Source organism: Paraburkholderia sp. SEWSISQ10-3 4, assembly GCF_030464785.1.
Taxonomy (GTDB): domain Bacteria; phylum Pseudomonadota; class Gammaproteobacteria; order Burkholderiales; family Burkholderiaceae; genus Paraburkholderia; species Paraburkholderia aspalathi.
Genome location: NZ_JALPRI010000007.1, coordinates 200,976 through 216,373, shown reverse-complemented (window position 1 = coordinate 216,373; position 15,398 = coordinate 200,976). Strand labels below are relative to the sequence as shown.

The 15,398-nt window shown below is 58.1% G+C and carries 10 protein-coding genes; 6 read left to right on the top strand and 4 right to left on the bottom strand.

Going from position 1 to position 15,398, the window contains the following annotated elements; genetic code table 11:
* Positions 1-139 precede the first annotated feature (139 nt).
* From M0D68_RS17200 to M0D68_RS17185, 4 genes are all read left to right on the top strand, one after another.
* Complete coding sequence (locus tag M0D68_RS17200) at positions 140-436, top strand: DUF485 domain-containing protein (protein ID WP_128576379.1); 297 nt, start codon at positions 140-142, stop codon at positions 434-436.
* Between the two features lie 17 nt (positions 437-453).
* Positions 454-2,100, top strand: coding sequence for a cation/acetate symporter ActP (gene actP, locus M0D68_RS17195; RefSeq protein ID WP_211708075.1), 1,647 nt, complete (start codon positions 454-456; stop codon positions 2,098-2,100).
* A gap of 323 nt (positions 2,101-2,423) precedes the next feature.
* On the top strand, positions 2,424-3,311 hold the full coding sequence (locus tag M0D68_RS17190) for a LysR family transcriptional regulator (protein WP_054036079.1): 888 nt from the start codon (positions 2,424-2,426) through the stop codon (positions 3,309-3,311).
* Between the two features lie 444 nt (positions 3,312-3,755).
* Positions 3,756-4,346 carry a YceI family protein gene (locus tag M0D68_RS17185; RefSeq protein WP_200621040.1) on the top strand — a complete coding sequence of 197 codons (591 nt, stop codon included), beginning with the start codon at positions 3,756-3,758 and terminating at the stop codon, positions 4,344-4,346.
* A gap of 58 nt (positions 4,347-4,404) precedes the next feature.
* Here M0D68_RS17185 and M0D68_RS17180 read toward each other — a convergent pair whose 3' ends face one another.
* Positions 4,405-5,160 carry a TetR/AcrR family transcriptional regulator gene (locus tag M0D68_RS17180; RefSeq protein WP_266210786.1) on the bottom strand — a complete coding sequence of 252 codons (756 nt, stop codon included), beginning with the start codon at positions 5,158-5,160 and terminating at the stop codon, positions 4,405-4,407.
* A gap of 224 nt (positions 5,161-5,384) precedes the next feature.
* Between M0D68_RS17180 and M0D68_RS17175 the strand changes: the two genes are divergently transcribed.
* Positions 5,385-6,338, top strand: a complete 954-nt coding sequence (locus M0D68_RS17175) for an alpha/beta fold hydrolase (protein WP_211708074.1) — start codon at positions 5,385-5,387, stop codon at positions 6,336-6,338.
* A gap of 267 nt (positions 6,339-6,605) precedes the next feature.
* Here the strand turns inward: M0D68_RS17175 and M0D68_RS17170 are convergent, their stop codons facing one another.
* From M0D68_RS17170 to M0D68_RS17160, 3 genes are all read right to left on the bottom strand, one after another.
* The gene (locus M0D68_RS17170) at positions 6,606-8,822 is read right to left on the bottom strand and encodes a TonB-dependent siderophore receptor (RefSeq protein ID WP_211708073.1); all 2,217 of its coding nucleotides are present in this window, start codon (positions 8,820-8,822) and stop codon (positions 6,606-6,608) included.
* Between the two features lie 197 nt (positions 8,823-9,019).
* Positions 9,020-11,335 carry a sensor histidine kinase gene (locus M0D68_RS17165; RefSeq protein ID WP_211708087.1) on the bottom strand — a complete coding sequence of 772 codons (2,316 nt, stop codon included), beginning with the start codon at positions 11,333-11,335 and terminating at the stop codon, positions 9,020-9,022.
* 7 nt (positions 11,336-11,342) lie between these two features.
* Positions 11,343-12,152 (bottom strand): response regulator, encoded by an 810-nt coding sequence (locus tag M0D68_RS17160; protein WP_211708072.1) that lies wholly within the window; start codon positions 12,150-12,152, stop codon positions 11,343-11,345.
* Between the two features lie 443 nt (positions 12,153-12,595).
* Between M0D68_RS17160 and M0D68_RS17155 the strand changes: the two genes are divergently transcribed.
* Positions 12,596-14,425 carry a YadA family autotransporter adhesin gene (locus M0D68_RS17155; protein WP_211708071.1) on the top strand — a complete coding sequence of 610 codons (1,830 nt, stop codon included), beginning with the start codon at positions 12,596-12,598 and terminating at the stop codon, positions 14,423-14,425.
* Positions 14,426-15,398: the final 973 nt, after the last annotated feature.

Below are 15,398 nucleotides of genomic sequence, written 5' to 3'. Positions count from 1 at the left end.
CGTCCGGCGGCCAGCGTTTCAGATGTATGCGGCGGCGATAGGCCATATGACGAAGCCATAAGTTCGGTCATTTCAGGCTTCTATGAGAAGCAGGTTCTTTGAGCTAAATAATACGTAGTACAAAAAATATGGAGGAGATATGAGTGGAGCAACGATGGAGGTAGACAGTGTCGACACCGGACGTGAGAGGGTGGGGCTGGCAATAGTCCTGACGCTTGTGGAGGTGTTGATGTTTTTTGGATTCATTACGCTTGCCGCCGCGTCGCCGGCAACGCTCGCTTCGCCAGTGGTAGAGGGGTCAAAGATTACGCTTGCGTTTCTGTACGGAATAGTAATTCTGGTCGCAGGCGTGCTGCTTATCGGGTTGTACGTACTGATCGAAAACGCCGCAGACTCGCGAGATTTCGTGTCGACACAGCCGAAAGTTATCCGTTGATTACCTGGTGACCTGCTATGACTATTCATCGGTGTGGCGCTTTGCTCGCGCTGTCATTTTCCATGTGCGTTGTGAGCACCGAATCCTTTGCCGCTGGAAGCGGCGTCGGTAACGGGAACGGCGTCGCAATAGTGTTCTTTCTTGCCTTCGTTCTTGCGACACTGGCTATTACCTACTGGGCCGCGAAGCGCACCAGATCGACCGATGATTTCTACGCGGCTGGCGGCGAGATAACGGCGTTTCAGAATGGTCTTGCAATCGCGGGTGACTTCATGTCGGCCGGTGCGTTCCTTGGCCTGACAGCTTTGGTGTTCAGTAGCGGATTTGATGGTCTGGTCTATGCAGTTGGGTATTCGACGGGGATGCCGATTGTTGTCTTTCTGGTGGCAACCAGGCTGCGAAAACTCGGTAAGTATACGGTCGCAGATGCGGTTTCCGTGCGTCTTGGCGAGAAGCCGATTCGCATCTTCTCGGCCTGCGCATCGCTATGCATTGTTTCGTTGTATCTCATCGCGCAGATGGTAGGGGCGGGGCAGTTGATCAAGCTGCTGTTTGGCATCGACTACATATACGCCGAAATCCTTGTAGGCACGCTCATGATGTTTTATGTGGCCTTCGGAGGCATGGTCGCCACGACCTGGGTACAGCTCGTCAAGGCAGCGTTGCTGCTGACCGGCACACTTGTGATGAGCTTTCTGGTTTTGCGGCAATTCGACTTCAGCTTCTCCGAACTGTTGCGGCGCGCGGTGGAGATTCATCCAAAGGGCAATGCGATCCTGAGCCCCCAGTTTCTGGCCAGAGATCCCGTATCGGGATTCTCGTTGGGTCTCGCGGTGATGTTCGGTACTTCAGGCCTGCCGCATATTCTCATGCGCTTCTTCACGGTTCCTGATGCACGGGCTGCACGGGGGTCAGTATTTTGGGCCAGTGTATTTATGAACATATTCTTCGCCCTAGTGTTTGTCATCGGATTCGGATCTATCGCTCTGGTCGCCTCTAATCCGGACTTTCTGGATGCCGCGGGCAAGCCGCTGGGCGGGATAAACATGGTTGCCGTCCATCTTGCGAAGGCGGTGGGGGGAGACGCGTTGTTGGGGTTTATCTCGGCAGTTGCATTTGCCACCATCCTTGCGGTTGTGTCGGGATTGACGCTTGCCGGTTCTTCAGCGGTTTCGCATGACCTCTACGCCTGTGTGTTCCGCAAAGGTACGGCAAGTCAAGTGGATGAAGTGCGAGTATCGAGGATATCGACTTTGGTACTGGGCGTGGTCGCGGTGGTGTTGGGCATTGCATTCAGGACACAGAATGTGGCTTATATGCTTGGGCTCACGTTCTCGGTCGCCTGTAGCTCGACTTTTCCAGTGTTGCTGCTTGCCCTTTACTGGAAACGATTGACCACGTTTGGGGCCGTTGCGGGAGGAACTGTCGGCTTGGTCTCCGCCGTATTGCTGACCATCGCAGGCCCGGCCGTCTGGGTGCATGTTATGGGGAATGCGAAGCCACTTTTCTCGATCGATCCGCCGACGATAGTGACTATGCCGCTCGCTTTTGTGACGTGCTGGCTGGTATCCGTGCTGGACCGCAGCAAACAGGCAGATACTGATCGGGCGCGGAGTGCTGTTCCCCAAGAGCGTCATGTATTCGCGGGGCCGGTTGGCCACTAGATTCAGGAACGGCGGCACACGCAAGTATGGTCGCCGCCAGGCGGTTGAGCTTGCGAGCCTGTCAGTGCGGTGTTCCCGGCGCGGGGAAGAGTGGCATTGGGTGTGTTCGGTTCAAAGGTGGATCTGCGAGGTCCGCCTTGCCCGTTTACGCTGCGTCTTTGCGTTGGATGCGAAACGTCTGAACTTTGGACTGTCTCGAACCTTTCTGGCGCTTGCGAAAATGACCAACGGGAATTGTATCCGTTGGATGTTTAATTTCGCTTTGATGTAGGATGGAAGAGGAGCTTTATCAAGGTTGTGGACATCTCATACAGGTGCGAAGCATGGACGTTGCCGACCTCAAGGTCTTCGAAGCCGTAGCTCGTCACGGAAGTATGAACCGGGCAGCTACCGAGCTAAATACCGTTCAGTCGAACGTGACGGCGCGAATTCGGGCTTTGGAGCGGGAGGTCGGAGTCGTTCTCTTTCAGCGCCATGTGCGCGGCGTGAGCTTGACCCCTGCGGGGCAGCGCTTGCTCCCGTATGCCGCGCGTATCGCGAAGCTCATTACGGATGCCAGGATAGCTGCGCTGGATGACGGCGCACCGGGAGGCGCTCTCACACTTGGAACGCTCGAGACGACGGCGGCGCTTAGGCTTTCTCCGATATTGAGTAATTTTGCTCGAATGTATCCGCAGGTTCGGCTATCCCTGACGACCGGAACGAGTTGCGGTCTCACTGCCGATGTAGCGGAATGTCGGCTGGATGGGGCATTCATAGCAGGTCCGCTGGACCATCCGGACCTTCACACCGAGACGGTCTTTCATGAGGAACTGGTTCTGGTCACACCGCGCACCATGCGCTCGCTGGAGGTGATCAGATCGGTACCGGACCTTAAAACAATTGTCTTCCGTTTGGGTTGCTCTTACCGTCAGCGGCTCGACACATTGCTTACCGAAATGGGGGTGCTCACGGCCGCGCCGCTCGAATTTGGTTCAATGGATGCGATCATTGCCTGCGTTGCTGCGGGTATTGGTATCACGCTATTGCCACGAGGCGTGGTCTCGACGGCAGCGGAACAGGATCTCGTCAGTATCCACACGATATCGCCAGAGAAGGCGCACGTCGAAACGCTGTTTATCCGGCGGCATGATGCTTATGTCTCGAGTGCAATGCAGGCTTTCGTTGACGTGGCACGGTCCCAGCTCGGGCCGATGATGGCCGCCGCATAGACGCGGGGCCCGTAGCCGTTTGCGATTCAGTCTGCCTGTTTGAAGGCATGATGTGTCGATTTATGCCGAATTCCGGCCGATGGTTTTAATCTGGAGTTGACTTACCCGCAGACAGCGCAGCGCGTCAATTCCGACGTGAATAACGCTTCGACTTTTGTCGTCTTTGCAGCTCTCTCTCCCGTTGATTTTTCTTCAGAAGCTAACTCATGGTTAGCAGCGAAGGTGCTTTTCTGATCAGCGCCGGTGCCTGTTCGTCTCCGTGATTAGCCAGACGACACTGTTGCGCAGACGGCAACAGAATACGTAACCTGTTCACTTGTTCTCGGCAAGTTACCTGGATACGATAACTGCGTGAGCGTCGCCAATATGAGCGCCACGCCACGAACAAATCCGTTAGTGATCCTGACACAATTCAAACATTTGTCGCACACACATGCCACACTCATGGAGTCTGATTTGAACAAGCACCTGATTGCAGTCGGCATTCTTGCCGTGATCGCCGGCTCAGCCATGGCGACCCCGACAACTTACAACCTTGACCCGAGGCACACCTATCCGAGTTTCGAAGCCGACCATTTTGGCGGTATTTCGGTGTGGCGGGGCAAGTTCACGAAAAGCAGCGGCGTAGTGACGCTTGACGTCGCGGCGAAGACTGGCACGGTCGACGTGTCGATTGACACCGCGTCGATCGACACCGGAAATGTGCCACTCGATACGCGCGTGAAGTCGGCAGATTTCCTCGATGCCAGCAAATACCCGAGCGCGACATTCAAAGGCAGTGCGCTCCGTTTTGACGGCGACACGCCGGTCGAAGTCTCAGGTGACTTTACGTTTCACGGGGTAACCAAGCCGCTGACGTTGAAGATTGATTCGTTCAAGTGCTTCATGAACCCGTTGATCAAGAAAGAAGTGTGCGGTGCAGAAGCCAGCGCACAATTCGACCGCGCGGACTACGGCGTTGCTTGGGGCACCAATTACGGTTTCAAGACGCTGACCCGCCTGCAGATTCAGGTTGAAGGCGTGAAGGCGGATTAGTCTGTAGGCGGCATCGACAACTACCCGGTGCCGCCATCGCGAACGTAACTTTCCGTCCTTATTCGCCACTTCCCTGAGTCGGTGTCCTTAGCAAAACGAAAAACGGCCGAACGACCCCGCTCAGCAGATTGTGGTCGGGATTGGCGCGGGCCAGAACCCGGAGGCCCAGGATGGTGCTCAGTGCGAGCCGTGCGATGTCGGCTGGAGGTTGCGAGGTAAGGATTGATCCGTCGTGCTGCCCAGCCGCGACACAGTCGCGGACACATTTTTCGATTTCACCAAACACCCCAGTTACAACATCCCTGAAGCCCTGGTCATGCGGCGCCACCTCCAGCGCCGTGTTCACGACAAAACACCCCTTGTGAAGCGTGTCGGCGAGCGCTTCTTCAATCGTCGCGTCGAAGTACCGCTCCAATGCGCGTAAGGGCGGCTCATCGCCTCCGAAAATCACCGAGCAGGTCTCAAGCGCCAGACGGACATACCGATCGAGCACGAGACGGTAGATGGCTCTCTTATCACCGAACGCGTTGTAGAGGCTTGGCGTAGTCATTCCGGTGAGGTCGGCGAGGTCGCGCATCGATGTCGCCTCATAGCCGTTATTCCAGAAGCGCTGCATTGCGGCTTCGAGCACCGTGTCTTCGTCGAATTCCCTGGGCCTGGCCATCTGGATCCTTCGGTTAGTGGTGAGAGTGAACAACCCAAAACTCATTTTATCACGATCGTCACAAAAAACTGTTGCGGATTTTCTGACGACCGTCATAAAATACGTGGAGTCGATGCCGCACCCGGCCTCGACCGCCGAACTGCAGCGCATCTCAACCGATCCACATTGCCCCAGGGCAAGGAAAATTCACCATGGCGAAGGTATTTGTTCTCCAGGACTCCACCCACGGACACACCGAAAAACTTGCACGAGTTGTTGCCGATGGCGTGCGTTCGGAGGGTGCAGACGTGGCGGTAAAGCGTGACTGGCGTCACGACATCCGGCGAACGTTCTCGAATCCGGGATACCCGTCCCCCCATCCTAAGGAGCCAGGCATGTCCGCAGCCGTTTCGTCCACGTTCTCCCGCCGTTTCCGCCGAGTCGTCGCCGGCCTTGCCGCCAGCCTGGTGCTGGGCACCGTGTCGGCGTACGCGGCGCCCACGCCTTTTCCGGCCGACTTCCGCACCTCGCAGGTGGTGAACGACGACGCGACGATCAACGTCCGCGTCGGCGGCCACGGACCCGCGGTCGTGCTGATTCACGGCTTCGGCGAGACCGGCGACATGTGGTCGCCGATGGCCGCCGCGCTCGAGAAGGATCACACCGTCATCGTGCCCGACCTGCGCGGCATGGGCCTGTCCTCGCACCCCGCCGGCGGCTACGACAAGTGGACTCAGGCCGGCGACATCCGCGCCGTGCTCGACAAGCTCGGCATCGATCGCGCCGACATCGTGGGCCACGACATCGGCGTGATGGTCGCGTACGCCTACGCGGCACGCTATCCGGACAAAACAAGCCGCCTCGTCGTGATCGATTCGCCGGTACCTGGCATCCCGCCATGGAGCCAGATCGTGCGCATGCCTGCGTTGTGGCACTTCAACTTCGGCGGCCGGGACGCCGAGCGCCTGGTCGCCGGCCGCGAGCGCATCTACCTCGACCGCTTCTGGGACGAGTTCGCCGGCGATCCGTCGAAGATCGACGAAGCGACCCGCCGCCACTACGCCGCGATCTACGCCAGACCTGGCGCGATGCATTCAGCGTTCGCCCAGTTCCTCGCGATCGACCAGAAGGATGATGCCGACAACCTCAAGGCGATGCAGGCGAAGCTGACGATGCCGGTGCTCGCGATCGGCGCAGAGAAGGCCTTCGGCGCCAATGTGGCGGTCCAGATGCGCAACGCGGCGACGAACGTGCAGGAAGTCATCGTGCCGAACGCCGGCCATTGGTTGATGGACGAAGCGCCCGCGCCGACGATCGCCGCGGTACAGAACTTCCTCGCAGCGAACTGAGTCCGGCAGCCGCTGCTGCGCCGCGGCTCTGGCGACGTTCAATGAACGCACGCCAAGCCCGCACTCTTTACGACACAGGTTCGTATCGCTGGCTTCGGCGGCGTTGCGGGCCTAGTGACTCTCATGCGTCCGCATCGGGCGCGCCTTCACGCCAGATGAATCAGGCCGTCGCCGCGCACTAGTCGAGCCCCATCACACGTCGCCGACGGCTTGGCGTGGTTTAAATTCCGTTATCTGGAGCCGCCCCGAAAAATCGGGAATGCTCTATCACCAGGTGTATTTCGCGTTGGCTAGCACGGTTCGCTCGTTGCCGAATGCGCAGATCGAGTACGATTGGCAGCCGCTGATGTAGTGACGGTCGAACAGGTTTGCCGCATTCAGTGTGAAACGCCAGTTGCGCATCTGATAGTGGAGTGCCGCGTCGTACAGCGTATAGCTTGCGACCGTCAGCGAGTTGTCCGGCGCACCCGCGGATGCGCTCTGGTAGCGTATCCCTCCACCGATCCCGAAGCCGGCGAGCGCTCCTGTATGCCATGACCAGTCGGTCCACAGCGACGCCATCTGGCGGGGGCGAGGAATGTCGACCGGCCAGTTGTTCAGCGACGCGTCGTTTGCCTTTACGTTCTTCACGTCCTGATAGATATACGACGCGATAATGGAGAGTTCGCGCGTGACGTTTCCGACCGCGCTCAGCTCGATACCGCGCGAACGCACCTCTCCGGTCTGCACGGAAGACGTTCCTGTGGGATCGAGGTTCGTCGGTGCCGGTGTCACGACGTTCGTCTGGTTGATCTGATAGACGGCTGCGCTCAACATCAGGTTCTTGCGGGCCGGCTGCCAGCGCAGGCCTGCCTCGATCTGCCTGCCGCGCGTCGGCTCGGGCAATCCGCCGCCGAACATGTCCACGCCGATGACCGGATTGAACGATGTCGAATAACTAATGTATGGCGACAGCCCGTAGTCGCCTTCGTACGTGAGGCCGACACGACCGGAGAACGCGCTGACATCCTGTTTCGTCTGCAAGCGGGCCTCGTGGTCATCCAGGCGCGTGTTGACCCAATCCTCGCGGCCGCCGAGCGTCAAGGTCCAGCGGTTCCATTTGACCTGGTCCTGCGCGTACACGCCGAACGTGTTCATCGTCGTGTACTGGTCCTGGCGGCCGAGCGACGTCGGGCCCGAGAAGATCGCGGTCGTGACCGGCGTGTAGACCGGGTTGTAAAGGTTTAGCTCTGGCGCCAGCGCGAGCCACACGCTGTCGGTCGTCGTCTGCCGGTTGTACTGAAAGCCGAGCAGCACAGTATGCTCGAGCTGGCCAGTACCAAAACGTGCCTGCGCGTTGTTGTCGATGTCGAAGCGGCTGTAGTTGGGCTGAAACAGTCCTGCGTAACGCGTGATATCGGTCGTGCTACTCTCGGCAAGGCCACCGCCAAAGACCGACGCGTCGCTAAGCGACAGGTGCATCCAGCGCAGGTTCTGGTTTAACGTCCAGATGGAATCGAGGTTGTGCGAGAACTGGTAGCCGAGCGACCACTGCTTCTTGTGGTAGTCATTGAATGTCGGTTCTCCCGTGTAGACGTCATGCGACAACTGCCCATTCGGGTTTGGCAGTACGGTGCCCTGCGCGGGCAGGAAGTTATGCGAAATATCATTCCAGTCTTGCAGGTAGGTCGCCGTGAACGTCAGCGAAGTGCCGGAATCCGGTCGCCAGCGAAACGACGGCGCAAGCGCGACGCGCTGGTCCGCATTCGGTCCGGTCACCGCGTTGCCGTCGCGCGCGTCGCCAACGAAGCGATACGCGTACTTACCGTCGGCGTCGAGCGTGTCGCCGATGTCGAACATTATCTGCTTGCGCGCGTAGTTGCCGACCTGCACATCCACCTCGCGCACGCGCTCGCCGTCGGCCCGCTTGCTTTGCACGTCGACGATCGCGCCCGGATCTCCTGCCCCATACAGAACCGACGTCGGCCCGCGTAGCACAGTGATGCTGTCGATCATGTACGGGTCGACGCGCCAACTCGCGATGGGTGTTGTATTCGGCGCTTGCAATCCGTCGATGAACAAGGTGGGAGTAAAGCCGCGCAGCACCGCATACAGGTCTGTGCGGCTGTCGGATCCAAAGGATGCGAAGCCTGGTACGTAGCGCAGCGCCTGGTTGAGGTCGGTCGCGCCGGTCATTTCGATCTGCTGCGCAGTGACGACGTTGATCGTTTGAGGAACCTCGGTGATCGGTGTGTCGGTCTTCGTGCCGGTCACGGTGCGTTTGCCGACGAGTCCGACTGACGCCGCATTTGCCACGTCTTTCACTTTGATCTCCGACAGCGTGACGCCGGGCTTCACATCGGCCTGTACTGCGACGCTTTTCGCCTGAGTATCGTTCGCTGGTTGTGTCACCTGCGCATGTGCATGACCGGCTGCCGCTGCGCAAAACATCCCCTTCACTGTGACAGAGATCGCACGCTGCCTCGCGCCCGTTGTCCACACCATCTTCTGCTGCTCCGTTTTCTTGGCAGCCTGCTCGGCCGGCCCGTTTGTCAAAGAGCGACAGCCGTCCGGCCGCCGCCTCGTTTGTCTCCGGTGAGCGTCGCACGCTTCAGTGGCGTGTCTCTCTTCGTTGTGTTGCGCACGAGTGTTTCGAGGATATCGGCCGAAAGTTGCATTAGTTTGAAAACAGGCAGGCTACGTTAGCAGGCGCGCGAGACGTCGTATGTTTCGTGCGGTGCGAGAGCAAGAGCCTCGATGCCCGCGAAATCCAATGCTTCGAGGCAATGCCGCATGTCAGTCAGAAATGCAATGCAGGTGGGGTGAGCGGCGATCGTGTTTTCTATCCATCGCTCTATGTCAGTCAGGCGTCCGTCCTTTGCGAGAACGGCCAGTTCCTGGCGATCGCTCTCTGGAGGAACGGCAACGGCGAACCCGTGTTTGCGTTGTGAACGAATAGGAGCAGAGCCGCCGGAAGAATGCTCTACGATGTTCGACGGCAACGCATCCTTATCTGCCGCAGATGGAACGATGAGTTCGAAGGTAAACGAGGTGCCGCGATGCGGCGCACTTGACACGCGCAAGTCGCCGCCCATGGTGTTGACAATGCGCTGCGCAATAATAAGGCCAAGCCCGGTGCTACCGTTCACAGCCTGTATCTGGCGAAAAGCCGTAAAGAGTTTCGACTGCGCTTCGACGTCGATGCCGATGCCGGTATCAGTGACCTCAAAACCCATGTGCCATTGATCGTCCTGCAGGCGCGCGCTCACCGTCATCGTGACGAAGCCGTCGCGGGTGAACTTGGATGCGTTCGAGAGCAGATTGAGCAATACCTGTTGCAACCGGCGGCCGTCGATCGTCAGTCGACGGGGCAACAACGTCAGTGCCCGATAGTTAAACTGATTGTTCAACTGCGAGCAGAGTGCGAGCGCGTATTCGGCAATGTCATCGAGAAGTGCAGGCAGATCGGTTGCGACCGGCGCGATATCCAATGGCTGCAACTCAGTTTTCGCGTACCCGACCAGTTCGTCGATCAGGCCGAGTTGATAGTTCACGCTGCGTTCGATTGCCTGGATAGGTTTCACCTGCTTCGAATCCGCCAGATCCCGCAACTGTCTGGCATAGCCCGTGATCGTAGCAAGCGGCGCACGGAGGTCATGACTCACGTAACCCAAGGTTTCGATCAGTTGCTGGTTTTTCTCCTCGGCGTAAAGCAATGCTTCGTTCAACTCCAATGTGCGCTGTGCAACCTGTTCGCGTAGTCGGTCGTGTTCGGTTCTTTGCCAGTCTGCGAGTTCGGTTCTTGCCGCGATTCGCTGCTTTCCGACGTGGTTTATCCACGCTGCGAGCACAATAAGGTTGGTGGCTAACCCAATAATTGCAACGACGGGATTCGGGTGAATGTCGGACTTCAGCCAGGCGAGAGCTGTCGGCAAGGACCCAAGCGTTTCGAGCATGCGCAACGCAAAGCTGAACAGCGAGAAGATCATGACGAGCAGCATGATCCGCGCGGTGGGGGTCGACTGACGCGCGAGGTGTGCAGCGATAATCACCGTGAAGACGCCGAACAGCGCATTGACATACACGCCGACTTGCGCGAACACGAACAGATTGCCGAATGCGGCGCCTATTGCCGCAACGCACTCCAGAAACGCAAACCCGAACAGTATGTAGCGTGCTGGCAGGTTTGCTTTTTCGCTGTGAGAGATGCGCAGGATAAATACAATGAACAGCAGCACGGCGGTACATCCGAGCACCGTCACACTTCTCGCACTCCACTCGATTGCGAACGGCCACAGATATAGCTTCGTATAGCCGCGATCCGCAGCTTCGAACAGCGCTGTCATGGCACACAGTGCTGTCAGGACGAGAAACGAGACACTGCGGGAAAAATAGGCGATGAGCAGCGCGCACCACGCCAGTGCAAGTGTGCCGCCAATCAATCCACCGTCCCAGAGCGCCGCGCGTTTCTCCAGCGCGTCGTATGCCGCTGCGGAATACAGCCTCGGTTCAAGCGTGAGTGCCGTATCGCTGGCTGCCCGGATGAGGAAAATGCGCTTTTCACCGGGAGCGAGCGTGAAATGCACCAACGAATAGCGGGATGAAAATGACTCGGATGCGGGTCGGACAGGATCGATGCCCTCACGTGTCCAGTGGCCACTGGACACCGTGTAAAAGTCCACTTTCTGAAGGCGCGCGTCCTGGAACACGAGCACGAGCGGGGCGGCTGCTGAACTACGGTTGCCCACCGCCACGCGGAGCCACCATGCCGAGCGGGTGAAACCTGGCTTCAGTCGATTCCCCTGCACCGGAAGGAAGCCTGGCGCGACTCCCGCGGAAAGTGTGAGTATGTCGTCCAATCTCATCTTGCCCGAGACGTCTTCGAATACCTCCACCTGGTCCAAGGTGGGAACCTGTTGTGTCTGTTTCCCGGTGGTGTCGAGACCGACGGCAAAAGAGTGAGTGGCCCACCAGCTCAGACATATGAACAGTAAGCGGAACCACCGAGCTGTAGTCATGATGTCGTCACTCTGCCTCGAGGGTGGGTTCCGCGGTATCAACCAGGTCCCGGTTGCGATACTCCTCTCGATAGGTTGAGGGGGGCATGCCAAACCGCTCACGAAACGCCGTGGCGAAATTTGCAGCACTGGAAAAGCCAATTTCTTCGGCGATGCTGGCAATACTCAATGACGTGCTACTCAACAGCTTTTGTGCAATCCGCAGGCGCTCGTCCCGGAGATACTCGAATACTGTCCGGCCCAGGTTGTCCCTGAACGCACGCGACAGTCGTTTTTCATTGGTCCCCACGAGGCGCGCGAGTTGCTCGACCGTTGGCGCATCGTTCAGCCTTTGCGACAAATGTCGAATGGCTGCGCGAACGATGACGCTGTTGCCGGTGAAGTCCGAAGCGGATACCTCATCTTCTGTATCCCGATTGCCCCGTGTCCGGGCAAGGTGAACGCGAATCCGTGCAAGTACCTCGTCCGCCTCGAATGGCTTGAGCACGTAGTCCACGCCACCGATTTCCAGACCGTTGATGCGCTCGTGGAGCTCCCCAGCCACGGTGAGGAAAATGACGGGAATCGCAGAGGTGCGAGGGTCCGCGGCAAGAAGCCGGCAGGCGGCGAATCCGTCCATCCGCGGCATCCGTACGTCCATCAGGATCAGGTCGGGTGAAATCGCCAGTGCTCGTTGATACGCCTGTGACCCGTCGAATCCGACGCTGATCCGGCATCCAGCCTTGCGCAGCACATCAATTAGCAATCGAAGCTGGTCCGGCTGGTCGTCTACCACAAGAAGATGGGCATCCGTGAGGGCACTGTTTCGGGGCGACATCGTGTAGGCGAAAGAAGCTGACGGGTAACCGTCTGGTTAACGGCGGCTGATTGCGCAGCTTGAGGCTCGCGCGGATCGGTCGCCAGCATAGAGCCGCGAAGCGTACCAGATTGTTAATTCAATTTAAATCGAGCGGTTTCCGCACGGATATCAAAAGAATTTTCCCTCCGGCAAAGCATTTCGTCCCTCCGGCAAAACGATCGTGGCAGTAACGCTGCCCATAATTCCTCGCGTCCTTACGAAAAATTTCTAATTCAAAAATTTGTAGCCGTGGGTATCAGTGGCTTGACTGTGGCGGTCTACGCGTTGTAGCGACCGCCGCTATGGAACGGCGTGCCGAGAAAAACCAGATGGCATGGGCAAGCTAAAGACTCAGATAGAGCGTGACGGAGACCAGACATGAATCCTTTTATTGGCCATCAGACGAGTGAGAGCGGAACGTAATGAACAAGAGCAGATATAAATTGGTTTGGAATCGCCGATTTGGCGCGCTGGTCGCGGCAGCGGAGACGCAACGCGGCGTGCAGGGCGAAGCGGGACAAGCGGAAATAGGGCAGGTCGGTCGACCGCTGAAGTCGAAAGTAGCACTGGCTGCACTCGCGGCGCTCACGCTCTCGGCTGGATACGCACATGCAGATAACCTGGCAGTTGGCGGCGAGGTCGGAGGGACGACTGCAACGATTGGGGGTGCTACGGCTCCGTCCGCGAGTACAGGCGGGACCTTTCCCGCTGTAGCCGGTGACGCGAGCAACACGAGTCAGAACACAGCGGTCGGGATCAATGTCACCGCTAATGGCGGAGCCGCAACCGCTCTGGGTGATACGGTAACTGCAAGCGGCCAGAATGCCACGGCAGCCGGCGCCAATTCAGTTGCAAGCGGAAATAACGCTGTAGCGTATGGCGGTGGCGCGAGTGCAGTCGGATCGGGTGCAACCGCCTTGGGCGCACAAGCGTCGGTCATCGGAGCAAATTCAACGGCGATAGGTAATCACGCTTCTGCAACTGGTAACGGTGCATTTGCAGCAGGGGTGGGCGCAGTCGCAAACGGCGGTGCATCCTTCAACTCCGCAATTGCAATTGGAGCAAATGCGACTGCAACGTCGACTACGCCTGCCTCGCCCATTGCAATCGGCCCGGGCGCCCAGGCAGTAAACGGCGAAGCCGTCGCCCTCGGAAATGGCGCTTTTGCGCAAGGTAACGGCTCCATTTCCATGGGTGTGAGCGCCAATGCGGCAGTAGCGGGCACGGTTGCACTGGGCGGCCTCGCACAGGCGACGGGCGCAAATTCAATCGCGATCGGTAACGCAGCCGTGGCTTCGACCGCTGAATCGACAGCGCTCGGTTCCGGCGCGGTCACACGTGCGGCAACGAACGTGAGTAGCGTCACGCTGAACGGCGTCACCTTCGGTGGCTTCGCAGGCGCGACGCCGACCGGCGTCGTGAGTATCGGCGCGGTCGGTCAGGAACATCAGTTGCAAAATGTCGCCGCGGGTCAAATCAGCGCCACCAGCACGGACGCGGTGAACGGCTCGCAGCTTTTCTCGATTGCTTCGCAGGTTTCGGCACTCTCGAGCAATCTGACGTCAATCACCACCACGGTCGACAGGATTTCGACATCCGGCTCGAATGGCACGGTTGCAGACCCGACAGGTACGGCAGTTGGTAACAATTCGGTCGTATCCGTTCCCAATGGAACGGCTGTTGGTAACGGCTCGAATGTCTCGGGTCAAGATGGTACGGCCATCGGCACGAACTCGACTGTCACGGCTGCGCGTGCAACCGCCATCGGCACGAATTCCAAAGTCACCGGCACGGATTCGACTGCAATCGGCACCAACAGCCAGGCCACCGCGAATAATTCGGTTGCCTTGGGTGCAAATTCAGTTGCAGACCGGGACAACACGGTTTCGGTTGGTGCACCGGGTGCTGAGCGTCAGATTACCAACGTCGCAGACGGTACGGCTCCGACTGATGCGGTCAACGTGCGACAGCTGAATGGTGCAATCAACAGCGTTCGCGACGACATGCAGAAATATCGCCGTGACGCGAGCGCGGGTACAGCATCCGCAATCGCCATGGCGAACTTGCCGCAAGCTGTGTTGCCGGGTGAGAAGGTTGTAGCACTCGCGGCCGGCAACTACGGCGGGCAGTCCGCGATGGCTGTCGGTCTTTCGGTCGCGACGCAAAAGTGGATGGTCAAAGGCTCAGTCACAACGGGGGTCTCTGGCCACGGCTCCGTGGGTGCAGGCGCGGGCGTTGGCTATCGCTGGTAAGTAATTTGTCGGTATCCCGCTGCCGTCGCCCTTGTGTTGCGGCAGCGGGCGAAGCGCCTGGAGTTAGCAGAGGAAGACCATGTTCATAAAAGTACGAAGCGGCACGAAGAGAAAATACTTCGATAGTCCGCTCCTACTTCTAAGAAAAACGAATCAGTCGACGCGGGCAGACATTGAAGGAATAGAGGCGCCTGGGAGCACAGCACCACGAATGAATTTCCATTTCATTTCCACTCCCTGGCTTTCATAAGGGCGTGAGAGCAATGGCGAGGCTGGAAGAGTCTTCGTTATCTGTCTTGCATGAATTTTATTAATAAGAATTGTTTCACAAAACCGACTTAAAAAAGTACCGGGCAGAGCGCCGGGAATTCATAGTCTCTTAAGGAAATTCTGACCGATATTTAGCTTGTTTGGTGATGAATGAATTTTGAAATCAAGTACGTTGCACGCATCAATGACCATCGCAGCACGGCTCGGCAGCTCTTGATAGTGCTTTATGGCCGCGACGCGAACGCCATGCTGTGTCGAGCGCGACACAGTCAAAAGGCGAATTCGCAATAGGTCCATGGTCGCAAAGGCTTTTTGTAGACAAATTAAAAGACCTATGAGAAAGTTCCCGCGGGCACTTATCTTTCTTTCCATTACACGATTTAATAAAGAGAGATGTCGCATTCAGTGCGAATGGCTTGGCGGCCTTTGTCTCACATAGTGCTCAAGATGCTGCGAGAAAGAAAACGGTGCGTGTAGCCTGGCGCAAAACTATTTGTCATGCCACGAGCCGAGAGAACGTTGCAACAGGCTACTGAGGGGGCAGTAACGATGAATATCCCAGTCGGAATAGAGCCGGGCACTGGCTCAGCGAAGAAAGCGCATCAGTCTGGCCGCCGATTGGCGCTCCGCCACGCGACCGCCCTTCCTCTGCGTCCCCCCTTCGGACCTTCATAACCCAGACATTCGTCGATCGTCTCAGCGG